This window comes from Streptomyces canus, from assembly GCF_030815415.1.
GTDB classification, from domain to species: Bacteria; Actinomycetota; Actinomycetes; order Streptomycetales; family Streptomycetaceae; genus Streptomyces; species Streptomyces canus_F.
The window spans coordinates 348,601-370,121 of the sequence record NZ_JAUSWW010000001.1; the positions used below are offsets into that span (position 1 = coordinate 348,601).

The following is a 21,521-nucleotide window of genomic DNA, read 5'->3' on the forward strand; positions in this document are numbered from 1 at the left end:
TGACGACGGGTGCAGGAGATACCACTCGTAGACCCCGGATATCCCCTGTGCGGCGCGGGGACCCCACGATGTCGTTGGGCCTCCCGACTCGTCTTGTCGGACGCGAGGCCGAGCTGGCGGTGCTGCAGGACGCCATCGCACAGTTGCGAACGGGTACCGGCGGCGTGGCCCTGATCGAGGGCGAGCCCGGTATCGGCAAGTCGTCACTGGCCGCCGCAGCGGGCGCGGCCGGCCAGGAGTCCGGCTGCACGGTGCTGCGCGGCACCGCGGAGCAGGCCGCGCACCCGTTGCCGCTGCGATTGCTGGGCGACTGCCTGGAGGTCACGCAGCGTGCGACCGATGCTCGCCGCGCCGAGATCCTGCGGTTCGTGTGCGCTGAGCGGCCCGATCTCCTGCTGAGCAACACCGTGCACACCGCGGTGATCGAGATGCTCCTCACCCTGATCGAGGAGGACTGTGCGACCGCGCCGACCGTGATGGTGCTCGACGACTTGCAGTGGGCCGACGACGCGTCGCTGGACGTGTGCCGGCACCTGGCATCGATCGCCGCGCACCTGCCGTTGTTGTTGGTCCTGTCCTTCCGGCCGGTGCCCCGCGGATCCGGGATGCGGCAGCTTCGCGCCGCGCTGCGCGGCTACGCCACGACAACGATCTCGTTGGGGCCCCTCGGCCCGGACGCGATCCATGATCTGCTGTCCGATGTCGCCGGTGCGCCGCCCGGGCCCGCGCTGGTCGAGCTTGCCGCCCAGGCCAGCGGCAATCCCCTGTACGTGCGGGAGCTGGTGGAGTCCCTGGTGCGTGAAGGCGGTGTGACGGTCGGCGAGCACGCCGACCTGCGGGAAACCTCGCTGAGCACCGTCCGGAGGTCGTTGGCTGCGGCGCTGGACAGCCGGCTGAGCTTCGTGCGGGCCGACGCGCTCGACATGCTGCGGGTGGCCTCGCTGCTCGGCCGGGAGTTCGCGGTCGGGGAAGTTGCAGCGCTCCTGGGCCGGTCCACCATCGACCTCTCCGCTGATCTCCAGGAGGCGGTCGCAGCCGGGATCCTCGTTGATGCCGGTCAGCGGATGACGTTCCGGCATCCGCTGATCCGCCAGGCGCTGTACGACGGCATGCCGACGGCGCTGCGCGTTGCGCTACACCAGGACGCGGCCCGGGCGCTGGACGGTATCGGCGGGGTCGAGCCCCAACGGGTGGCGCTGCAACTGCTGGAGTCGGGCCGCGTCGGCGACCGCTGGACCCGGCGCTGGCTCGCCGACACCGCGTCGGCGCTGGCGGTCAGCGCCCCGCGTATCGCGGCCGAGTTGCTGGACCGGGAACTGAAGCACGGGGTCGCGGACGAGCGTGACCGTGCCGCGTTCAGCGCGGCTCTTGCCCAGATCCTGGTCGGCGCGGGCGAGCACGAGAAGGCCGCGGTCCGCGCCCGGCAGGCCCTGACCGTGTCGAGAGAGCCGGCCGACCGGGGGCGGATGTACTGGGTCCTGGCCCGCGCGCTGTTCAGCAGCGGTGACAACGACGCGGCGGTCGCAGCGCTGGATCAGGCATTGGAGCAAGACCTGCCCGACGCCTGGCGCGCCCGGTTGCTCGCCTCGCTGGCGATGTTCCAGCGGGCGGGATCGGGCGCGCTGGAAGCCGCGGACGCCACCGCGCGCCGCGCATTGGAGATCGGCGAGACGGCCGGAGACACGTTCGCCATCGCTTACGCGCTCACCGACCTGTGGCTCAACGACTCCGTACAGCGGCGCCACCTGTCCGCGCTGGACTGTTTGGATCGCGCGCTGGAGACGCTCAACGCCACCGACGACCACGCGGACCTGCGGTCCTATGCGCTGCATGCCCGGATCTTCACCCTGCAGAACCTGAGCCGGTGGTCGGACGCCGAGGCGGCACTTCGGGAGGCGCGGCAGTTCCTGCTCGCCGCCGACCGGACCGATGACGCCAGGTTCAGCGTCACCGCCGCAGTCCTCACCTACTGGCTGGGCCGGTGGGACGACACGCGGGCGGAGCTCGACTCGGTCGACCAGAGCGTCTCCGCGATGACCTACCGGGGACTGCGCGAGCGCGGCCCCATGTGGCTGTGCCACGGCGTGGCCGCCCTCATCGCCGTCCGCCGGGACGATCGCGCCACGGCCAACGCGCACCTGCGGGCCGGACTGCGTCAGCCACCGGTCACGATCGCCGATCGCGAGAACACCGACTTCCTGCTGTGCGCGCAAGCGCTCGCCGCCGAGCAGAACGGGGACCAGCACCTGGCCCTCTCACACCTCGGCGATCTCCTCACCCGGAAGCCAGGCGAGATGACGCTGACCCACCAGTGGCTGCCGACGGTTCTCCGCCTGGCACTCGCCGTGGACGACGACTCCGCCGCCGCGGCCGCGCTGGAAGCCTGCCGTGCCGAGGCGGCCGCCGAGCAGGTCCCGGCCCGCGCCACGGCCGCCGCCGACTGGTGCACAGGACTCCACGAGCGCGATCCTGCACCGTTGCGGTCGGCGGTGGACCACTACCGGGCCGTCGGCGCGCCGGTGGAGCTGGCGGGAGCGCTGGAGGACCTGGCCGTCGTCCTCGCCGCACACGGGAAAACAACCGAGTCCAAGCACCTGATCGGCGAAGCACTCGACCTCTACGGCGGATTCGGCGCGGTCTGGGACATCCGCCGTGCCGAGGGGCGGCTGCGCCGGTACGGGATCAGCCGCGGCGCCCGCGGCTCCCGGATCAAGCGGCCCGCGCACGGCTGGGACGCCCTGACCCCGACCGAACACAAGATCGCCCTTCTCGTCGCGGCCGGCTGCTCCACACCCGACATCGCGCAGAGAATGTTCCTCACCCGGCGCACCACACAGACGCACATCTCCCACATCCTCGGCAAGCTCGGGAAACGCAGCCGCGTAGAGATCGCCCGGGAGGCCTTCAACCGCGACCCCGCAGCCATTCCCACCGATCTCTGACACCGCCCGCTGTCAGGACGCCGCCACCAGGCGCCGGCGCCGGTGAGCACCTTACGTTGGTGGTGGTGCGGTCGGCATGGAGTGAACCGCGGAACACGGATCAGCTCACCTTCCTGATGGGGATGACGGCCAGGGCGCCGACGGCACAGACCGCGGCGGCGGCGCCGAGCAGCAGGTGGTATTCGTGGCCGCCCGCGGTGTCGACCAGCAGCGCGCCGATGGCTGGAGCGATGGACTGCGGTGCGGCATTGGCGATGTTGAAAACCCCCACGTCCTTGGCCGAGTCCTCCGGATCGGGCAGCACGTCGAGGACGAGGGCGAGGTCCACGCCCGCGTAGACGCCGAAGCCGAGGCCGAGGACAGCTTCTGCGGCGTAGAAGTCGGCGACGGAGTGAGCCGTGATCAACAGGGCCGTGCCAATGCCGAAGACGAGCGCCGAGAACCCGACGAAGACCTTGCGGCGTCGCAAGCGGTCGGACAGCCATCCGGCCAACTGGCCGGCAGCCATCAGAACCATGGTGTAGACCAGTACGCCGGTGGCCATGACGGACACCGCCCGGTCGTCCGACAGGCCCAACTGGTCCTGAAGGAACAGCAGCCGGAAGGTGGTGAACATGAACATCGCCAGGATCACCATGAAGCGGGAGACGAAGGCCCAGGCGAAGTCCGGGTGCCTGCGGGGGTTCACCCAGAACGTCCTGAGCACCGTACGAAGACCACCGTCGGACGGCGGACGCCGCGGCAGCGGCTTGTCGGGCAGGGCGATCACGTACAGCACGACCAGGGCGAGCCCGACCGCTGCCGGAACCATGAACAGCAAGAGCACGTCCGCGCCGAGGACCCTCGCCGCGTAGGCGGCGGCGAGGATGGCCAGGTTCTGCATGACGCCGATCAGGCCGGCAGCCTTGCCCCGCTGGAAGACCGGTATCTGGTCGGCAACCGACGCGGTGAACGCGGCCAGGGCGGCATTGGCGAACATCTGGCTCAGGAACCAGGCGACGGCGACGACCGCAAGACTCTGCGCGGTTGCGATGACGGCGAGGCCGACGGTCAGTCCCAGGGCGCCGATCACCAGCCATGGCCGCCGCCGGCCAAACCGGCCTGTCGTCCGGTCACTGATCCGGCCGAAGACCGGGTTGGCAAGGAGCGCGGCCAGTGCGCCGAGGCTGCTGACCATGCCGAGCGCGGAGACCTCGTCATCTCTGGGGACGAGTGCGTGCACCTTGATGGCCAGGCTGGAGAAGACCGGGGTGAGCAAGGCCAGGAAGAGTCCGAGCTGCGCCAGAGCCATCGTGGTGACGACCCAGGAGCCGGCACCGCGCTCGGGCGAGGGGCGTTGCTCTATGTACGGGAGAGCGGGATCGGGGCGGGGAGAGGTGGTGGTCATGCGACCGCCTTCGTCCTGGGAGACGCGAACCGGGATACGGTGTGAGGCGTCTCAAAAAGTCGCTGACCTGGCTACTCACATGGGGTAGAGACACGTGGGAGTAGCGGCCAAGGTAAGCGCGGGCCGGTCCGTAGGCAAGGGACGGACGCCAGAGACGCCCGAGCGGCCGGAGTGTGCCCCGCACCGCCGCTGAGCAGCCATTCACGCCCACCTGTGACACGGACCGCTGTCATTTGACAGATGTCTCGCGGCCTCGGGCACCGGAATACTCAGGGGTCCATACCCGATCTGCAGGCGCTGGTCGGTCACACCGAGGTAACCGGAGCATCAAGGAAGCCCGCCTGATCCGGCTTTGGGCATACCTGCCCGCACCGGCACAGGTGCCAACGACCGCGGACACCACAGCGTCCTGCGAGCTGGGCCCGCGCACACTGACAGAGAGACGCAGTCACCATGACCGTCATCGTTTCCACCGAACAAGTACTGTCACGCGACCGGCCCGCCTTCTTCGCCGACGCCGTGATGCAGACCCACTTCCGCCACAACATGAACTTCCTGGAAGGGCCGAGACCGTTTTCGGCCTCCATCACCACCGACCAACTGGGACCTCTGCGTATCAACAAGGTGCTGTCCGGTCCGGCTCACATCAGCCGCACCCCCCGCCTGATCTCGCATGATCCCGAGCCATACGTCACCGTCGGCCTGCAGCGCCGCGGAACACCGAAGGTGTTGGCACAGGACGGCAGGGAGACCGGCGCGATGCGACCGGGCGACATCATCATGCTGACCTCGTACGGCCCCTACGCATCGATGTACACGGAGCCGGTCGAGATCGTATCGGTCCTTCTGCCGAGGCCCGCTCTGCTCGTGCCGGATTCCGATCTGCGCGGCCTCACCGGAAGGGTCATCCGCGGTGACCGGGGACTGGCACGGCTCCTGTCTCCTTTCCTGTCACGCCTCGCCGACACCGCCGCATCGCACACCCAAGAGGTCGGCGAACAACTCGCGCGCAACGTGACAGACCTGCTCGCCACGCTGTGTGCGGAACAACTCGGCCACGACAGGCACAGGCTCGACGCCGAGACGGCCCAGCGCACCCTGCTTTTGCGGATCCGGTTCTTCATCAACCGCAACCTGGCCCACCCCGGCCTGTCGCCCGAGTCGATTGCCCGGGCGCACGGCATCTCCACGCGCTATCTGCACAAGCTCTTCGAAGACGAAGGCATGACCGTGAGCCGGTGGATCCTGCGGCGCAGGCTCGAGGAGTGCCGCCGCGAGCTGGACCGCCGCGGCCCCCGCACCCCCACGGTGAGCTCGGTCGCACGGGGCTGGGGCTTCACCCGCCTGCCCCACTTCAGCCGGGTGTTCCGCGCGGCCTACGGGATGTCGCCGCGCGAGTGGCAGGCACGCAGCGGTCTTCCTGTCCCGGGACGGCCGCTGCCTGACATGCCGGAGCGAGGCACCGCGACGTAGAGGGCGGCACACGTGCCGTCTGCGATCCAGCACAGGAACGAACTATGGATGTCTTGACCAGTGTCCCCGGCAGCGGCGCGACCACCGGCCACCTCGCTTATGTGGAAGTCTTCACGGTGGACAACGCGGCGGATCAGGCGGTCGGAGGGCCGAGATCGACGGCGGGCGGCGGGGAGGAACGCCTGGCCATCGCCCTTCAGTGCGGCGGGCAGGGAACGCTCACCCAGGACCGAAGGGAAGCGGTCCTCCGGGCGGGAGACTTCACGATCTTCGAGGCCGCCCGTCCGTACGAGCTGCGGTCCGAAGGACGAACCATGTGCTTTGTCGTCCCGCGCCATGCCGTAGGGCTGAGCAGCGCCGAACTGAGACGGATCACCTCTAGGACCGTCCGCGGAGATCAGGGGCTAGGCGCACTGGTCTCCTGCTTCCTTTCCGGGCTCGCCACTCAAGCGGCGGACTGCGGACCCGAGGTGGGCGAGCGGCTCGCGGGCCACGCCATGAACCTCCTCGCGAGTCTGTTCGCCGAGCAACTCGGCCATGACGGGGACGGGAGTGCCGAACCCGATGCTTCCCATGCGCTGCTCCTGCGGATCAAAACATTCATCGACGAGCACCTCGCCGACCCCGACCTGACACCGGGGGCGATCGCGAGCGCCCACCAGATCTCCGTGCGCTACCTGCACAAACTGTTCCAAGGCGAAGCCACGACCGTGAGCCGCTGGATCAAGCAGTGTCGCCTGGAGAAATGCTGCGAGGAACTCCGTCGCGGCGGGCGATCCGCTCCCAGTGTGTCGGCGATCGCACAGCGTTGGGGATTCCCCCATCCCGCCCATTTCACCCGGGCGTTCCGGGCCGCCTACGGCATGTCCCCGAGCCAGTGGCAGGCGGCGCACACCACCGCCCCTGCTCGCTGATCAGCGACACGTGCCATTCGCTGAAAAACAAGCAGCGGTGCGCTCGCCGTCAATCACCGCCCAGGCAGTGGTCTTAGCGTGACGATCAACACTCACCGGGGCCCGGCGCATGATCCGTGTCATGTCGCCTGAAGGGCCGGTGTACCAACCCCAGGAGATTGACATGTCCGATGCCGTCGAGCCGGTTCAGCCGGTCCTGGAGCCTGCTGCGGCTGCCTTCGCGGAGGCGACCGCCAATCCGCCGTACCTCTTCGACCTGCCGCCGGCCGAGGGACGCAAGGCGGTCGACGAGGTGCAGTCCGGCGAGATCGCGAAGCCCGCGATCGACGAGGAGTGGATCACTGTCCCGGGCGGTCCGACGGGCAGTGTCCGGGCCCGCGTCGTCAGGCCCGTCGGCGTCAAGGGCACGCTGCCGGTGATCCTCTACATCCACGGTGCGGGCTGGGTGTTCGGCAACGCCCACACGCACGACCGCCTGGTGCGCGAACTCGCCGTCGGCGCGAACGCCGCGGTCGTCTTTCCCGAGTACGACCTCTCCCCCGAGGCCCGTTACCCGGTGGCCATCGAGCAGAACTACGCGGTCGCGCGGTGGGTCGTGCAGCAGGGCGCGTCCAAGAACCTTGACGGTTCCCGCCTGGCCGTGGCCGGAGACTCCGTCGGCGGCAACATGGCCGCCGCGCTGACCCTGATGGCCAAGGAGCGCGGCGATGTCCCACTGGCCCAGCAGGTGCTGTTCTACCCCGTCACCGACGCCGCCTTCGACACCGGCTCCTACCACCGGTTCGCCACCGGCTACTTCCTGCGCCGCGACGGCATGCAGTGGTTCTGGGACCAGTACACGACGGATGAGGCCGAGCGCGCCCAGATCACCGCCTCCCCGCTGCGCGCCACCACCGAGCAGCTCACCGGTCTGCCGCCGGCCCTGGTCATCACCGGCGAGGCCGACGTGCTGCGCGACGAGGGCGAGGCATACGCCAACAAGCTGCGCGAGGCCGGTGTCCAGGTCACCGCCGTCCGCTTCCAGGGCATCATCCACGACTTCGTCATGCTCAACGCCCTTCGCGAGACCCACGCCGCCGGGGCGGCCATCACGATGGCCGCCGGTGCCCTGCACGCCGCCCTCCACAGCCGAACATGGTAGCCCCCCTGTCACTGCGGATCTTCCGGATCGTTTGCGACTCCTACAGGATTCCGCTCCGGGTGGAGTTCCGTTTCGACCGCGATGATCCCCTCGTCGCCTCGGTCACCTTCCAACCGGAAGGTGGGCCTCCCGTCACCTGGTGGATCGGCCGTGACCTTCTCCATGACGGCCTGCTGGCGCCGACGGGGATCGGGGACGTGCGGGTCTGGTCGACGATCAGCAAAGATCGGCCAGTGCTGCGCCTGCGCCTGGAGCGCTGCGGCATGCGGGTGCTGTTCGAACTGGACCTGCACCGGGTGGAGGACTGGCTTTTCGAGACATACGACCTGGTCCCGCCCGGCGAGGAACTCACGGGTCTCGACTGGGACGAACTGGTGGCCAACCCGCTCGAGGACCACTGACCACCCGTCGACGGCTCTTCGCGCTCTCCTCGCCGAGACGAATAGGACGAAAAGAGCCGGCCGGAGCCGGCCACAGGAGACGTTCTGGTGCACACGCACCCCCGAGCCGGAAGTGTGCAGGGCGCGCAGGGCCCTGGCGTCCGGACGGCAGGCGGGTCAGACCTGACCGCCGGCGCACTCGGTCGCTCCTCGCTCGGGAGGACGGTGGCCGGAGAGCGCAGACGCGCTGTTTTCCTCGTGTCCTGTGTCGTCCGAGTGCGCTCCGCCGAAGCCGGCTCCGGGTGGAGAGCAGGCGGAGCCTGTCGGAAGTCTTCGCGCACGCGGCTGCTCCCCCGGATCTGCGGCTGTACGGATCGCCATCTTCCACGTGCGTCGCGTACGTGTGAGAGGCCCTCGGCGGACGACTGCATCGAGATTATGTTGCCAGCCACCTTTTCTGCGCTATATTTATGTGGTCGGCCACAGAAGTGGTCGACGGAACCGCGAACACGGAGAGCGCCATGAGTGCTTCGACAGACACCCGGACCCAGGCCCGTCCGCCGTACGACCCCGAGCTGGGGGCCCTGCTGGATGCCAGCCCGCTGCCGACGACGATCACCGCTGAGATGATCGACACCCTGCGAGCCGTACCGTTCACAGCCCCCATCGAGGAGATCCTGGCCACCCGGGCCCTGGATCACCAGGTCCGCACCGTCCCGGTGGAGGGCGGAGAGGTGACCGCGTCGGTGTTCACCCCGCGCCACGGTGCCGTGACCAAGGCTGGGATCTACTTCCTGCATGGCGGCGGAATGATCATCGGCGACCGGTTCACCGGAATCGTCAACATCCTGGACTGGGCCCTGGAACACGACGCCGTCGTGGTGTCCCTGGACTACCGCCTGGCCCCCGAGCACCCCGACCCGACGCCGGTGGAGGACGCGTACGCCGGCTTCGTCTGGACCGCCGACCGCGCCGCCGAACTGGGCATCGATCCAGAGAGGATCCTCCTGGCCGGGACCTCCGCTGGCGGCGGGCTGGCGGCGGGCGTGTCCCTGCTGGCCCGTGACCGTCAGGGGCCGGTCGCGATGGCGCAGCTGCTGATGAGCCCGATGCTCGACGACCGCGACCGGAGCGTGTCCAGCAGCCAGTACTCCGGTACCGGTTCCTGGAGCCGGGAGAGCAACGTCACCGGCTGGACCGCCCTCCTGGGCGAGCGCCGCACCACCGATGCGGTCAGCGCCTACGCGGCTCCCGCCCGCGCCACGGATCTGTCGGGCCTCCCGCCGGCATTCATCGACGTCGGCTCCGCAGAGGTCTTCCGGGACGAGGACGTCGCTTACGCGTCCCGCCTGTGGGCCGCAGGCGTGCAGGCTGAACTGCATGTATGGGCCGGCGGCTTCCACATATTCGATGGCGCGGCTCCCGCGGCGGCCCTGTCCACCGCCGCACTTGCCGCCCGCAGCGCCTGGGTCCGCCGCACCCTTGGGGCCTGACCGCTGGGAGACCGGGACCGTTCCAAGTTCTTGTCGCGGCTGCGGAAGGCACCAGGTGCACCGGCAGGACAGAGCAGAAGGGAAGAGGACGTATGTCCATGGCTTACCTCGCCCAACCCGAACAGCAGCAGAAACTTGAGTGGATCGACGGGGGCACCTTCTCCGTCCTGCTTGACCAGGAGGCCACCGAAGGGAAGCTGACGGTGGGCCGGTTCGCCGTGGCCAAGGGGGAGGCGCCTCCCTTCCACCTCCACACCCGGGAAGACGAGGTCTTCATGCTGATCAAGGGCACCGCCCTGGTGTGGTCGGGGGAGGACGAGCACGAGCTGCGTGAAGGGGGAATCGTCTACCTGCCCCGCAACGTCCCCCACTCCTACCGCATCACTTCCGACCGCGCGGACCTCCTGATGATCACCACCCCCGGCGGCATCGAGGGCATGTTCCGCCACGCCGGACGCGACCTCGCCGCACCGAGACCCGACGGCTTCGAGATTCCCAGGTCCCTGCTGGCCGAAGCCTCGGCACTGTACGGCGGGGTCATCCTCGGACCACCCCGCTGAGCACGATGCCCCCGGGCCGCACCGGCCGGGCCCCTGCACCATCGAAGGACGATCCATGCCTGCGTCGGACGCGAGTGCAGCCCGCACCTCGGCTCCCTCAGGCTCCTGGCCATCGAGAGGCTGTCATGTCCCTTCCCGTTCTGTTCGGCGCGAACGTTGACCCGCTCGTTTCGCCCGTCGGGCGTTCCGGCGACCACGCACTGCTCATCGACGAGCTCGGCCTGGACCTTCTGACTATCCAGGACCACCCCTACCAGGAATCGTTCGACGACACCTGGACGCTGCTCAGTTTCCTGGCCGCCCGGACCCGCAACGTCACCCTGGTTCCGACGGTCGCCTCACTCCCCCTGCGGCCCCCGGCCGTGCTGGCCAAGTCCGCCGCGACACTGGACAGACTGTCCGGGGGCCGGGTGCGGCTCGGCCTGGGGGCCGGAGCCTTCTGGGAGGCGATCGAAGCCATGGGAGGGGCGCGAAGGGAACCGCGGGAGGCCGTCGACGCCCTGGACGAGGCGATCGATGTAATCCGCGCGATGTGGAGTGGGCAGCGCAGCGTCCGGGTCCGTGGCGAGCACTACTCGCTCGCCGGCGTCCGTCCCGGCCCGGCCCCTGGTCCCGGCATGGGTCTGTGGCTCGGCTCTTACGGTCCGCGCATGCTCGCGTTGACCGGCGCCCGTGCCGACGGCTGGTTGCCGTCCCACGCCTACCTCGGACTCGATGCCCTGCCGGTGGCCGTAGGGCGCATCGACGACGCCGCGACCGCTGCGGGCCGCGACCCGTCGGCGATCCGCAAGGTCTACAACATCTCCGGAACCATCCAGTCCGCCGCAGACGGCCCGTTCAGGGGGCCGGTTGCCCAGTGGAGCGAGACCATCGCCGAACTGGTGACGACGGTCGGCATGAACGGCTTCGTCATCTGGCCCGAGCATGATCACGCGGAGCAGATCCGTGCCTTCTCCGCCGAAGTCGTCCCCGCCGTCCGCGAGACCCTGGGGCAGCTGGACTGATTCCGCCTGTGGGAGGCTACGGAACCCCCGCCGAGACTACCGGCCTCGTCGGGTACCCGCCCGGCCCTGAGGCCGCAGTCGTCACCGGAGCCCCTCTCACCGCAGAACGAGGGTGGAACGTCCACCGGTACGCGCCCGAAGCACGCAGATCACCCCGCCGTGCGAGCCGCGCGGCCTGCCGCGCGCGCGTCTCTGGTTGGTCAGAGGCCGGCGACCCGCCCGTACTGGGCTGGCGCGTGCCGGCCGAGTCGACGGCCTCCGCGGCGACCCCGGCCGAAGTCCTCTCCGAATGCTCCGGCGTGCGAACAGGGACGACCGAGTCCACAGACGATTTTCCCAGTACGGTGCGGAAGGGCCGCTTGAGCTACGCGGTGTTCCAGTTGGCTCGAGCCCACCGAGGCTACGCGGCCGCCATGCTGCGCGAAATGAATCTGCACTCGGGGCAGGAACTGTTGCTGATGCAGTTGTACGAAAGGGACGGGCAGACCCAGTCCGAACTCCTCACGAGCGTCGGCCTTGACCACTCGACCGTTTCCAAGGCCCTGCGCCGGATGCAGGACGCCGGGTTGCTGACTCGCGAGCCGACCGCACACGACCGGCGCGTGATGGTCGTCCGGCTCACGGACAAGAGCCACGCCATGAGGAAGCCGATCGCTGCAATGTGGACCGTCCTGGAGGAGATCCTCTGTTCGAGACCTGGCTTGGCCGAATCCTTCATCGCCATCGCCGGCACCATCGAACGGGCGATCAACGATCGCCACCGCGTGGGTGCGCGAGACACAGGAGGTGATCGTCGGCGCGGTCACCGGGCCGCTGTCGAGATCGCGGACCCTGCTGCTGGGGCGCTACGACAAGGGCGGGCTGCGGTACACCGGACGTGCGGCGGTCTCTGCTTGAGGGAAGGAAGGACCTGCCGACTCCGGAGGACGTCGTCGGAGCCCGGGCACCCGATCTTCGTGTCGCCGCGGTACACGGTAGATCCTCTTTGGACGTTCTACGGCCAGTCGCCGCGCTTTCGGAGATTCACGGCAGAGACGAAGGGCAATTACGCGACGGATACCCCGCTCTGGCTGAGCGCGCTCTGCAGCCGCGAGAAGACCTGCCTGGACGCTTCACCGAAAGACCTCACCGATTTCGAACACTGGCGGCTAGGTGGTCTACCTGGACATCGACTCCAAGGTGAAGCAGGTCTACGGCGCAGCCAAGCAGGGAGCCGAGCACGGCCACCTTGAGGTCATCTATTATAATACCCGCCATGGCCGCGTCCGTACGGGGGATCGTCACGCCGCTCATTGCCGAACATGTGCCGCATGAACGGGAGTTGCTCGAATATTTGCAGCCACTCGAGGACGACGGCATCACTCGGCTGTTCACCCGGCCCGATAGCCACGAGCTGCTCGGCTTCGGCGTGGCGGAAGTCGCCAGCCTGATCACCCCCGTCGTATGGCTGGTGGTCAACGAGTTCGTCACCCGGGGAGCAGGCGTCGCGGCGGACGGCTTCTTCGCCCGTATCCGGGCACGCTTCTCCCGGACTCCCGCCCGCAGCGCACGTGTTGTCGCCGACCCAGTGCCGCTGACCCCCGAGCAGCAGAAGGCGGTCTACCAGCGGGTCTACGGCGAGGCGTGCCTGCGGGGCCTCGATGAGGCGGCCGCGAAGCAGCTCGGGGAAGCCGTCGTCGCCCGGCTGGCCATGGGGCCGTCCGAGCAATGACGACGGCGCAGTCACGGGCGCTCACCGCGCGTGCGACCACCCGGCGGATGCTGATGCTCGTCACGGTGCTACTCGCGTCCGGAACCGCGCTCATCGGCGAAGCGGTGCTCACGTATCACTCCGCGACCTCGCTCCCGCACTGTGCCTCCGCAGCCGGCATGAATCTCCAAGGGCCGAAGTGGCGCACCGAGTTGGGGTTGCGTTTCCACCAGGAGCTGGTCGCCTGCCGGGCGGACGGTGCTCGGACCGCGCTGTACGCGACCGTACTGTGCACCGCCGGCGTCGCGGTGGCGGCCGTGCTGCTGTCCCGGTGGCTGCCGCGGTGGCGGCAGCGCAATAACCGGCTCCCGGAGCTGTATTCCGCGCAGCAGATCGTGGCAGCCGTCGAGGGCCGCAGCGGGAACGACGAGCGGTTGGCGCATCTGGCCCGGCTGGTGCAGCGCGCCGAGCTGCCCCGGGACCGGTTGCCCAGCTTCGTGTGCAATCCCCGGGCGCTGTCCGCCAGCGCGGTGACTTTCGGCAGCGTCGGCCGCTACACCGTCTGCCTGAACGTGGGGCTGCTGCCCAAACGGACGACCAAGGACAGGTCGCATTTCGACGCGGTCGTGCTGCATGAGCTCGCCCATGTGCGTAACCGGGACGTCGACCTGGCCTATCTCGCCATCGCGCTGTGGCGGGTCTTTTTGATTGCCGTGCTGCTGCCCTGCCTGGCCCTGAACGCGGCCCTGGTGCTCCACGACCGCTTACAGGGCGCCGAGCGGGCGTACTGGGACGGATATGAGCCCGGAGCGAAGACCGCGCTGCTCGCGGTAGTGCTCACCGCGCTGGTCTACGTGGCCAGGGCCGACATCCTGCGCCATCGTGAGCTGGTCGCCGACCGAGATGCTGTATTCGAGTTCGGAAGCGACCGGGAGGTGTGGAGAAAACAGGCGGAATCGCGGTCAGCCGCGCTGCCCCGGCTTCGGCTCCCCCGCTTTCTGCGCAACCACCCGACCTGGAGTGAGCGCCTGGCCGAAATCGACACCCCCCGCTCCGAGGACAAGGGCGGCACGAAGCTGCAGCTCACGGTCTTCCTCGTCGCGTACGTGACCATCATTTACTCGGTGATCTCCTGGCTCAAGCTCGACACGGTCCCGGCGCAGACGGTGATCTATCTCGCATACCTTGTGGGGCCGCTCATCATCGCCACCGGCTTTGCGGTATTCCCGCGCCGCAAGGCGCGGAGTGCAGACGAGGCGAGTCCGGCCCGCGCCTGGATGTACGGTGTCATCTGGCTGATCAGCGCATTCGCAATGAACCCGTTCGCGAATTGGGCGCAGGCAGAGGATGACTGGGCGACGCAGGCAAGTGCCCATATGGGCGAGATGTCCGACGAGATGAACACGTGGCGCGACGGACCCGCGGTGAGCGCCGCAGTCAAGGACCGGGCCGTCGGCTGGTACGCGCGGGGAGGCTCTGCGGTGCTCGGCCGGTTCGACAAACACCTTCCGGATGGGGCCGCGGGATCCGATGCCGCCAGCGCCCGCTGCGCCGCCTTGGGTGCGACGGTGAGCGACGCGCTGGAACTGCCGGTCTTTCCGGGCTCCGGCGCGGGCGGAAAGGCATGGAAGCGGCTGCTCACGTCGACGGCCGAGGCCCAGGCCCTGCAGTGCCGCTCCGGCTACGACCTGGATGCGCCCAACGAAGACGCCATGGTCAACCTGCGCTACTGGCGGGCCAGATCAGCGCTAAGACAGCTCTTGCCACACTAATTCACGCAGAAAAAGGAACAATTCACCACAAGTGGCTGAGTCCTCACACACTGCATCTGCCGAACAACTGGCCCTGGCAGCACGCGTGGACGCAACTGTTCGCCACCATCCACCCGACGCCCGAGGCACCCTGACGTGACCGACAGCCCATCAGGGCCCAACCCGAGCCGAACCGTGGAAGAGCCGGGCAGACCAGCAAGTACCGCCTGCCCACACCCAGCCGGAGTACCACGGCACGGCCTTCGAATCCTCAAAAGACCACACCAGAAACCGACCGGTAGATCGAGGTGACTCAGGGGGGAAGAACGGGGCGGGACCGTCGCGGCCTGTGGCTCCCGAGGCGCTGGACGACTTCTTCGCGCGCTTCGAGCCCCCGGCTCCCGACTAGTAGTGCTTGGTCATCTTCACTTGTGTATGCGTGTCTCATGCGTCGTGAGGGTCGTTGGAGTGGTGTGACACCTGAGGAGATGGCCTCGGTCCGGGGGGACTTGGAGGCGTTCGCGGCGGAGTTGTTCGACGGGTTCTTCCGTGCGGATCAGCGGCGGTGGGGGCAGGCGTATGTGCGCGGGCTGCTGCTGGACGGGCAGCGCAAGTCGGTGGAGCCGATGGCCGCCCGGCTGGGTGAGGACGGCAACCGGCAGGCGCTGGCGCACTTCATCACCTCCAGCCCGTGGGATCCCGCGCACGTGCGGGCCCGGCTGGCCTGGAGGATGCACGAGGCGATCGGTCCCGAGGCGCTGGTCGTCGATGACACCGGCTTTTTGAAGGACGGCGATGCTTCGGCGTGTGTGTCGCGGCAGTACACCGGCACCGCGGGCAAGGTCACCAACTGCCAGGTGGGCGTCTCGCTGCACCTGGCCAGCGACCGTGCCTCCGCGGCCGTCAACTGGCGGCTGTTCCTGCCCGCATCCTGGGATCCCGACGCGCCGGAGGCCGACCCGGTCAAGATTGCCCGCCGCGGCCAGTGCGGGATTCCGGCCCAGGTGGGGCATGTGGAGAAGTGGCAGCTGGCCCTGGACATGATCGACGAGACCCGGTCGTGGGGCATCGACGTCCCCCTGGTCGTCGCGGACGCCGGATACGGCGATGCTGCCGCCTTCCGGCTGGGCCTGGAGGAACGCAAGCTGGCCTATGCGGTGGGTATTTCCTCGCGCCATACCGCCCATCCCGCCCACGCCCAACCCGTCCAGCCCGCCTACCCGGGCACCGGCCGGCCACCCAAAGTGCGGTACCCCGAGCCTGCGCAGACGATGAAAGACCTGGTCATCGCGGCCGGGAGGGCGGCGGCGAGACCGGTGTCGTGGCGGGAAGGCTCCCGGCCGGGCAAGAGCCGAAGCGGCTTCAAGCGCATGTACTCGCGGTTCGTCGCCCTGCGCATCCGCCCGGCCGGCCGCGGCATCCGCCGGGCCACCGACGATCCTGAACTGCCCGAACGCTGGCTGCTGGCGGAATGGCCCGCGACCGAGCCCGAGCCGGTCCAGTTCTGGCTCTCGAACCTTCCCTCCGGCATGCCACTGGCCACACTGGTGCGGCTGGCCAAGCTCCGCTGGCGCATCGAGCACGACTACCGCGAGATGAAACAGGCCCTGGGACTGGCCCACTTCGAAGGCCGCACCTTCAACGGATGGCACCACCACGTCACCCTCGTCTCCGCCGCCCACGCCTTCTGCACCCTGCAACGACTGGCACCAGACCCAAAAGACGCCGCGCAGGCCTGAGCCTCTACCAAGTGGTCCGCGAACTGCAGACCCTCCTCGCCACCTGGACCGGCGCCTGCCCCACCTGCCACCGCGACATACCCACACCACTACGAACCTGACCAAGCCCTACTAGGGCGCGTATCGAGTCGTGATCAGTCTGCGGGATTCGCCTTCGTAGCCTAAATGATCACGACTCGATACGCGCCCTAGTCGTTGCCGGGCCCGAAACAGGGACGACTTCGCAGGGATGTGCCACTCGCCCAGCACCCTCTGGCCTCGCAGGCGCTCCACCAGGGCCTTCTCCATCCCGAACGCGCCCTCACCGCCGGGGCCCGGCCCGATCTCCGGATGCTCGTGGGCCGCCCAACGTCTACGCCACGTGTACGCCGCGCCAACGCGCACGTCACCAACTGAACCTGAGCGTCTGCGGCAGCCCGCCTACCCTCCTGGTGTCACCAGGCCTGTCTCGTAGGCGATCACTACCGCCTGGGCCCGGCTGTTCAGGCCGAGCTTGGTCATGGCGCGGTTGAGGTGGGTCTTGACCGTCGCCTCGCTGATGGAGAGCCGGTCGGCGATCTCCGGGTTGGACAGGCCGCGCGCGATGAGTTTGAGGACGTCGACCTCACGGGGGGTCAACGTGCCGAGGCTCGGCAGGGGTTGGGCGTCGGGCGTGGATCGGTCCTGTTGGGCATACGCCTCGACGAGCCGACGAGTCACGCTCGGGGCGAAGAGTGCGTCGCCGCCCCCGACCGCGGCCACGGCTGCCAGCAGCCGCTCAGGTCCTGAGTCCTTGAGCAGAAAGCCGGACGCCCCGGCACGCAATGCTCCGTAGACGTATTCGTCGAGGTCGAAGGTGGTCAGGACCAGCACCCGGGGCGCGGGGTCGACCGCGTCCGTGAGGATGCGCCTGGTGGCCTGGATGCCGTTCACGCCGGGCATGCGGATGTCCATCAGGACCACGTCGGGCCGGGTCTTGGCGGCCAGCCGCACCGCCGCCTCGCCGTCCCCCGCCTCGCCGGCGACCTCGAAACCGGGCGCGGCGTTGAGAAGGCCGACGAGGCCGGCGCGGATGAGGAACTGGTCGTCGACGACGAGGACTCTGGTCATCTCCTACCCTCGTCTCCCCACCGTGCGCCAGTTGTCGACGTCGGCAGGGTCAGGCGGACCGCGAAACCCCCCTCGGCACGTGGGCCGACGCTGATCCTCCCGCCGTAGAGCTTGGCCCGCTCCCGCATGCCAATCAAGCCGTGTCCGCCGCCTGCCAGAACTCTGGCCGGAATCAGCCCGTCTCCGTTGCCCGTTCCGTTGTCCGTGACAATGACGATCAATTCATGCTGCCGGTAGTGCAGTCGCACCTGTGCGTCAGCGTGGTGGGTGTGTTTGAGGACGTTGGTCAAGGCCTCCTGGACGACGCGGTACGCGCACAATTCGACGCCCGGGGCGAGCGGACGAACGGTGCCCTTGATGCTCAGCTCGATCGGGACGCCACCGGCCCGGATACGCTCGAGCAGGTCGTCGAGTCGAGCGAGGGTGGGCATGGGGGCGGCTGACTCGGCGCCGCCCAGATCGTGTTCCCGCAGGACGTGCAGGATGCGCCGCAGCTCCTCCAAGGCCTCGCCGCTGGTGTCCTCGATGGTGCCGAGCGCGCCCCGGGCAGTGGCGGTATCGGAGTCCAGGACGAACCGGGCCAGGCCGGCCTGCACGGAGATCACCGACATGTGGTGGGCGACGACGTCGTGCAGCTCCCGCGCTATGCGCCCACGTTCGGCGGCGACCTCACGGCGGGCCCGCTCGGCCTGCTCGCCGCGCAACTGCCGGGCGAGTTCGCGGGAGCGGCGGGCCAGCGTGCCGGACCACACCAGCACCAAGCTGAACAGGAGGGCCTGGCTCACCACTAGCGTCATGGACAAGCTGTCGCTGATCACACCCGCATACACCCACTTGGCGGTCATCACAGCCGCACAGCCGACGGCAAACCGTGCCGAATACACCGACGCCACCGTGTACAGGGCAAGCATCGAGCCCAACGCGGACGCCACCGGCCAGTACCCCAGGCTGATGTAGGAGACGCCAGCCAACTGCACGGCCGCGAACACCACCGTCGGTACCCTGCTCCGAAAGGCAACCGGCAGATGCGCCAGTGCAAGCAGCACATAGGCAGGGGCGTCGAGTTTCGGCCAGCCCCGCGCCACCGACACCTGACCCAGCCGGACGGCCACCCACGTCATGGCGAGCGCGATCAGCGTGTCTAGGACGAGCGGGCGGGGCGTAGGCATGCGCATCGCCGCAGCCTAAGGCCTGTGAACACGCGGCGGCGTCAACCTTTCGCGGTACCCCGGAAGTTGCAGGAACCACTACCGCGGAAGTCGCACGAACCACGCGGCTACCGCGCACGGTGGGGCCAGTGTTCCACCCGCTGTCGGACGCCTCCGCCGTGGCACCGCGCCTACGGTCGAGGACCAGCGGCGCAAACCCACCCAACGGAGCGGGCACCAGGCCGCCGCACCGTCCACGATCAAAGGAGTGATCATGTTCCGGATCCGCCGATTGGCCGCCCTGTCAGCCGGAGCACTCGTGCTCGGCTCGGGAGCCCTCATTCCCTCCGTCGCCATCGCGGCGCCGACCTCCGTCACGCCTGCGGCGAAGGCGCAGGCCGGGAACAGCCAGGCCCAAGCGCCGACGAAGGTGACTCCGATGGCAGTGGCGCCCAGCTGCGTCACGTTCACCCAGTACCCGCACAGTGACATTTTGGGCCCCTACACCAACGTCTACGTCGACAACCGCTGCTCCACCGCCCAAAGAGTCAAGGTCATCATGCGCAACGGTTACGACAGCGGCTGCCTCCAGCTCGCGGCGGGCGAGTTGGACCGTAAATTCCGCTCCAACAGCAACAACAGCTTGCAGCCCTACGTCGACCGCCTCGAATCCTGCTGACCCAGCCACTGTGCACGTGCGAGGCCGACCGTTCCGGCCCCGCACGTGCCACACTCGGGGGCAAAACGCTCGCCAACCTCGGCACCGACCTCGAAATCGTCCAACGCGTCCCGGGAACAAGGGGATTTATCCCGATCCCGAAGCGATGGGCGGTCGAGATCTGGCTAGGGCGCGTATCGAGTCGTGATCATTTAGGGGTCCGGGTGAGGTCTTTGATCCAGATCATCGAGGCGCGCAGGTGGAGGCCGGCGAGGTAGCTGTCTGGGGTCTTGTCGTAGCGGGTGGCGATGCCTCGCCAGGCCTTGAGCTTGTTGATCAGACGCTCGACGGTGTTCCTCTCGTTGTAGAGGCCGGTGTCGTGGCTGACGGGCCGGCCGCCCCTGGAGCCCTTCTTCTTCCGGTTGGCGGCCTGGTCCTTCTTCTCTGGGATCACTGCCGTGATGCCGCGTCTGCGCAGGTGCGCCCGGTTGCCGCGGGAGGAATAGGCTTTGTCGGCGGCGACCGCGTCCGGCCGGGTGCGAGGGCGGCCGACGGGACCCCGGACCCGTAACTTCCCCAGCACGGGGATGAATTGCGGGCTGTCGGCGGCCTGGCCCGCGGTCAGCACGAACGCAAGCGGGCGACACTTGCGGTCAGTGGCGAGGTGGACCTTGCTGCTCTGCCCGCCCCTGGAGCGCCCCCAGGAGGGCGGCCTTCAACCGCAGTTTCCGCCGCCGCCGGATGCGTCGCTCTTCCCGACCGGGATCCGCTTCGGCGTCCTGTCCGTCTTGTTCTTCGAGGCTGCCCCCCTTTGACCTGGCCTTCTCCGCCTCGGCGGCGGCCTTCTCCAGCGCCGTGAGGACCTCCTGGTCCAGGTGTATCCCCGCCGCGTCGTGGTGAGCGCGCGCGGTGGTGGAGTCGATGCTGACCAAAGACAGATCCACCTCACCCCGCTTCGCGGCCTCCGCGATCAGGTCCTCCAGCAGAGCCTCGAAGACACCGGCGTCACGCCACTGCCGGAAGCGGTTGTGGACGGTCGGCCAGGCGCCGAACTCCTGCGGCATCTCCCGCCACTGTCCGCCGGTCTTGAACCGCCAGATCACACCCTCGAACTGCTGCCGCAGCCGCTCGGGGTAGGGGCCGTACTCGCCGATCGTGAAGCTGTGGTCGGACGCCTGGGCCGAGTTCGTGCCCTTCCTCTCCTTCGACGTCGAGATCCGCAAGGTCATCTACAGCACGAACGCAATCGAAAGCGTCAACGCACGCATCCGCAGGTCCGTCCGCGCCCGCGGGCACTTCCCCAACGAGGCCGCCGCCCTCAAGTGCATCTACATGGCACTGATGAGCCTGGACCCCACGGGCAAGGGCCGCAAGCGGTGGACCATGCGCTGGAAAGCACCCCTCAACGCGTTCCAGATCGCCTTCGAGGGTCGCCTGACCCCGAGCAACAACTGACCACTCAACAACCAAGATCAGCCGTTAAATTGACACACCCACACCGTGCTGCGTGGCCTCGACACCCTGCCCTCCGCGTCGGCACGACCGGCCCACTCGGCCCTTGTGCTGCCCGAGTTCGCCCCGATGCTGTGACTTGATACGACACAGGGGGACTCGCCGATCTCAGTCCGGGGCTGCCGCCGTGATGTGACTCAGCACGCACAGCCAGCGGCCGTTCCGGTTCACGAACACATCGGTCGTCCACTCGTCGGCGTCGAAGCGTTGGCCCTTGTAGCGGGGCGCGTTCGTCACCCGCCCCGTGAAAACCGCGGTACGCCGTACACCCGGATCCTCGGCCGACTGACGCTGGTCAGCGCCGAGTGGGTCAACTCCCCGGACTCGACCAGCGAGAGGAACTGCTCCTTGGCGGAGACGCCCGACGCGGAAACGATGAAGCCATCGATCCGCGTGGCGTCGTTGGAGAGGACGGCTTCCGCCCAGTCCTTCGCGAGGGTGATGAGCCGGGTGTGGACAGGGTCGCCCTCGGGACCCTTCCAGGGAGTGCCAGCGATGTCGCTCATCGTTCGAATCTAGTGCGGAATACCGGCTGCCGCTGTCTGTCACGCCGACGACCGGCCTCTGCGGAGCGTGCGGAAGCTCGGTACAGGGCGCGGGCCGCACGCCCCCAGCCCGTGCACCCTCACCAGCACCTCCG

At 68.6% G+C, this 21,521-nt stretch carries 18 protein-coding genes and 3 pseudogenes; 15 read left to right on the top strand and 6 right to left on the bottom strand.

Features of this window, described 5'->3' with window-relative positions; translation table 11 throughout:
- Positions 1-68: 68 nt before the first annotated feature.
- Positions 69-2,942 (top strand): helix-turn-helix transcriptional regulator, encoded by a 2,874-nt coding sequence (locus QF037_RS01630; protein WP_307021058.1) that lies wholly within the window; start codon positions 69-71, stop codon positions 2,940-2,942.
- Positions 2,943-3,042: 100 nt separating this feature from the next.
- Here the strand turns inward: QF037_RS01630 and QF037_RS01635 are convergent, their stop codons facing one another.
- The gene (locus QF037_RS01635; protein ID WP_307021060.1) at positions 3,043-4,329 is read right to left on the bottom strand and encodes an MFS transporter; all 1,287 of its coding nucleotides are present in this window, start codon (positions 4,327-4,329) and stop codon (positions 3,043-3,045) included.
- Positions 4,330-4,782: 453 nt separating this feature from the next.
- On the opposite strand from QF037_RS01635, the gene QF037_RS01640 reads away from it, so the two are divergent.
- From QF037_RS01640 to QF037_RS01695, 12 genes and pseudogenes are all read left to right on the top strand, one after another.
- Positions 4,783-5,802 (top strand): helix-turn-helix domain-containing protein, encoded by a 1,020-nt coding sequence (locus QF037_RS01640; protein ID WP_307021061.1) that lies wholly within the window; start codon positions 4,783-4,785, stop codon positions 5,800-5,802.
- A gap of 44 nt (positions 5,803-5,846) precedes the next feature.
- Positions 5,847-6,716, top strand: a complete 870-nt coding sequence (locus QF037_RS01645; RefSeq protein ID WP_373463639.1) for a helix-turn-helix domain-containing protein — start codon at positions 5,847-5,849, stop codon at positions 6,714-6,716.
- A 163-nt stretch (positions 6,717-6,879) separates the two neighbouring features.
- Positions 6,880-7,857, top strand: a complete 978-nt coding sequence (locus QF037_RS01650) for an alpha/beta hydrolase (protein ID WP_307021065.1) — start codon at positions 6,880-6,882, stop codon at positions 7,855-7,857.
- 59 nt (positions 7,858-7,916) lie between these two features.
- Positions 7,917-8,258, top strand: a complete 342-nt coding sequence (locus tag QF037_RS01655; protein WP_307021066.1) for an SsgA family sporulation/cell division regulator — start codon at positions 7,917-7,919, stop codon at positions 8,256-8,258.
- Between the two features lie 500 nt (positions 8,259-8,758).
- Positions 8,759-9,730: an alpha/beta hydrolase gene (locus QF037_RS01660; protein ID WP_307021068.1), complete on the top strand. Its 972-nt coding sequence runs from the start codon at positions 8,759-8,761 to the stop codon at positions 9,728-9,730.
- A 92-nt stretch (positions 9,731-9,822) separates the two neighbouring features.
- Complete coding sequence (locus QF037_RS01665; protein WP_307021070.1) at positions 9,823-10,290, top strand: cupin domain-containing protein; 468 nt, start codon at positions 9,823-9,825, stop codon at positions 10,288-10,290.
- A 125-nt stretch (positions 10,291-10,415) separates the two neighbouring features.
- Complete coding sequence (locus QF037_RS01670) at positions 10,416-11,294, top strand: LLM class flavin-dependent oxidoreductase (protein WP_307021071.1); 879 nt, start codon at positions 10,416-10,418, stop codon at positions 11,292-11,294.
- Positions 11,295-11,593: 299 nt separating this feature from the next.
- Positions 11,594-12,052, top strand: a pseudogene (locus tag QF037_RS01675) (MarR family winged helix-turn-helix transcriptional regulator); the annotation flags it as partial.
- Positions 12,053-12,062: 10 nt separating this feature from the next.
- Positions 12,063-12,191 carry a hypothetical protein gene (locus QF037_RS01680; protein ID WP_307037813.1) on the top strand — a complete coding sequence of 43 codons (129 nt, stop codon included), beginning with the start codon at positions 12,063-12,065 and terminating at the stop codon, positions 12,189-12,191.
- Between the two features lie 358 nt (positions 12,192-12,549).
- Complete coding sequence (locus QF037_RS01685; RefSeq protein ID WP_307021072.1) at positions 12,550-13,005, top strand: hypothetical protein; 456 nt, start codon at positions 12,550-12,552, stop codon at positions 13,003-13,005.
- On the top strand, positions 13,002-14,756 hold the full coding sequence (locus QF037_RS01690; RefSeq protein WP_307021073.1) for a M48 family metalloprotease: 1,755 nt from the start codon (positions 13,002-13,004) through the stop codon (positions 14,754-14,756). Before QF037_RS01685 ends, QF037_RS01690 begins: the two co-directional genes overlap by 4 nt.
- Positions 14,757-15,208: 452 nt before the next feature.
- Complete coding sequence (locus QF037_RS01695) at positions 15,209-16,474, top strand: IS701 family transposase (protein WP_373463640.1); 1,266 nt, start codon at positions 15,209-15,211, stop codon at positions 16,472-16,474.
- Positions 16,475-16,894: 420 nt separating this feature from the next.
- Here the strand turns inward: QF037_RS01695 and QF037_RS01700 are convergent, their stop codons facing one another.
- Together QF037_RS01700 and QF037_RS01705 are read right to left on the bottom strand one after the other, a co-directional pair.
- Positions 16,895-17,563: a response regulator gene (locus tag QF037_RS01700; protein ID WP_307021075.1), complete on the bottom strand. Its 669-nt coding sequence runs from the start codon at positions 17,561-17,563 to the stop codon at positions 16,895-16,897.
- A complete protein-coding gene (locus QF037_RS01705; protein ID WP_307021076.1) occupies positions 17,560-18,738 on the bottom strand; it encodes a sensor histidine kinase in 1,179 nt (392 codons plus the stop codon). The genes QF037_RS01700 and QF037_RS01705 overlap by 4 nt, the downstream gene beginning before the upstream one ends.
- Positions 18,739-18,985: 247 nt before the next feature.
- On the opposite strand from QF037_RS01705, the gene QF037_RS01710 reads away from it, so the two are divergent.
- The gene (locus QF037_RS01710) at positions 18,986-19,390 is read left to right on the top strand and encodes a hypothetical protein (RefSeq protein WP_307021078.1); all 405 of its coding nucleotides are present in this window, start codon (positions 18,986-18,988) and stop codon (positions 19,388-19,390) included.
- A 187-nt stretch (positions 19,391-19,577) separates the two neighbouring features.
- Here QF037_RS01710 and QF037_RS01720 read toward each other — a convergent pair.
- Positions 19,578-20,523 (bottom strand): annotated as a pseudogene (locus QF037_RS01720) (IS5 family transposase).
- Between QF037_RS01720 and QF037_RS01725 the strand changes: the two are divergent.
- Positions 20,513-20,824 (top strand): annotated as a pseudogene (locus QF037_RS01725) (transposase); the annotation flags it as partial. The pseudogenes QF037_RS01720 and QF037_RS01725 overlap by 11 nt on opposite strands.
- Before the next feature lie 165 nt (positions 20,825-20,989).
- On the opposite strand, the gene QF037_RS01730 reads toward QF037_RS01725, so the two are convergent.
- Entirely contained in the window at positions 20,990-21,118 is a 129-nt protein-coding gene (locus QF037_RS01730; RefSeq protein WP_307021080.1) for a hypothetical protein, read from the bottom strand.
- Entirely contained in the window at positions 21,115-21,387 is a 273-nt protein-coding gene (locus tag QF037_RS01735) for a hypothetical protein (protein ID WP_307021082.1), read from the bottom strand. Before QF037_RS01735 ends, QF037_RS01730 begins: the two co-directional genes overlap by 4 nt.
- Positions 21,388-21,521: the final 134 nt, after the last annotated feature.

Coding starts and splice junctions, on each gene's coding strand:
- QF037_RS01640 (WP_307021061.1), top strand. CDS start 4,783: ATGACCGTCATCGTTTCCACCGAACAAGTACTGTCACGCGACCGGCCC.
- QF037_RS01690 (WP_307021073.1), top strand. CDS start 13,002: ATGACGACGGCGCAGTCACGGGCGCTCACCGCGCGTGCGACCACCCGG.
- QF037_RS01710 (WP_307021078.1), top strand. CDS start 18,986: ATGTTCCGGATCCGCCGATTGGCCGCCCTGTCAGCCGGAGCACTCGTG.
- QF037_RS01700 (WP_307021075.1), bottom strand. CDS start 17,563: ATGACCAGAGTCCTCGTCGTCGACGACCAGTTCCTCATCCGCGCCGGC.
- QF037_RS01670 (WP_307021071.1), top strand. CDS start 10,416: ATGTCCCTTCCCGTTCTGTTCGGCGCGAACGTTGACCCGCTCGTTTCG.
- QF037_RS01650 (WP_307021065.1), top strand. CDS start 6,880: ATGTCCGATGCCGTCGAGCCGGTTCAGCCGGTCCTGGAGCCTGCTGCG.
- QF037_RS01665 (WP_307021070.1), top strand. CDS start 9,823: ATGTCCATGGCTTACCTCGCCCAACCCGAACAGCAGCAGAAACTTGAG.
- QF037_RS01685 (WP_307021072.1), top strand. CDS start 12,550: ATGGCCGCGTCCGTACGGGGGATCGTCACGCCGCTCATTGCCGAACAT.
- QF037_RS01660 (WP_307021068.1), top strand. CDS start 8,759: ATGAGTGCTTCGACAGACACCCGGACCCAGGCCCGTCCGCCGTACGAC.
- QF037_RS01635 (WP_307021060.1), bottom strand. CDS start 4,329: ATGACCACCACCTCTCCCCGCCCCGATCCCGCTCTCCCGTACATAGAG.
- QF037_RS01645 (WP_373463639.1), top strand. CDS start 5,847: ATGGATGTCTTGACCAGTGTCCCCGGCAGCGGCGCGACCACCGGCCAC.
- QF037_RS01735 (WP_307021082.1), bottom strand. CDS start 21,387: ATGAGCGACATCGCTGGCACTCCCTGGAAGGGTCCCGAGGGCGACCCT.
- QF037_RS01630 (WP_307021058.1), top strand. CDS start 69: ATGTCGTTGGGCCTCCCGACTCGTCTTGTCGGACGCGAGGCCGAGCTG.
- QF037_RS01705 (WP_307021076.1), bottom strand. CDS start 18,738: ATGCGCATGCCTACGCCCCGCCCGCTCGTCCTAGACACGCTGATCGCG.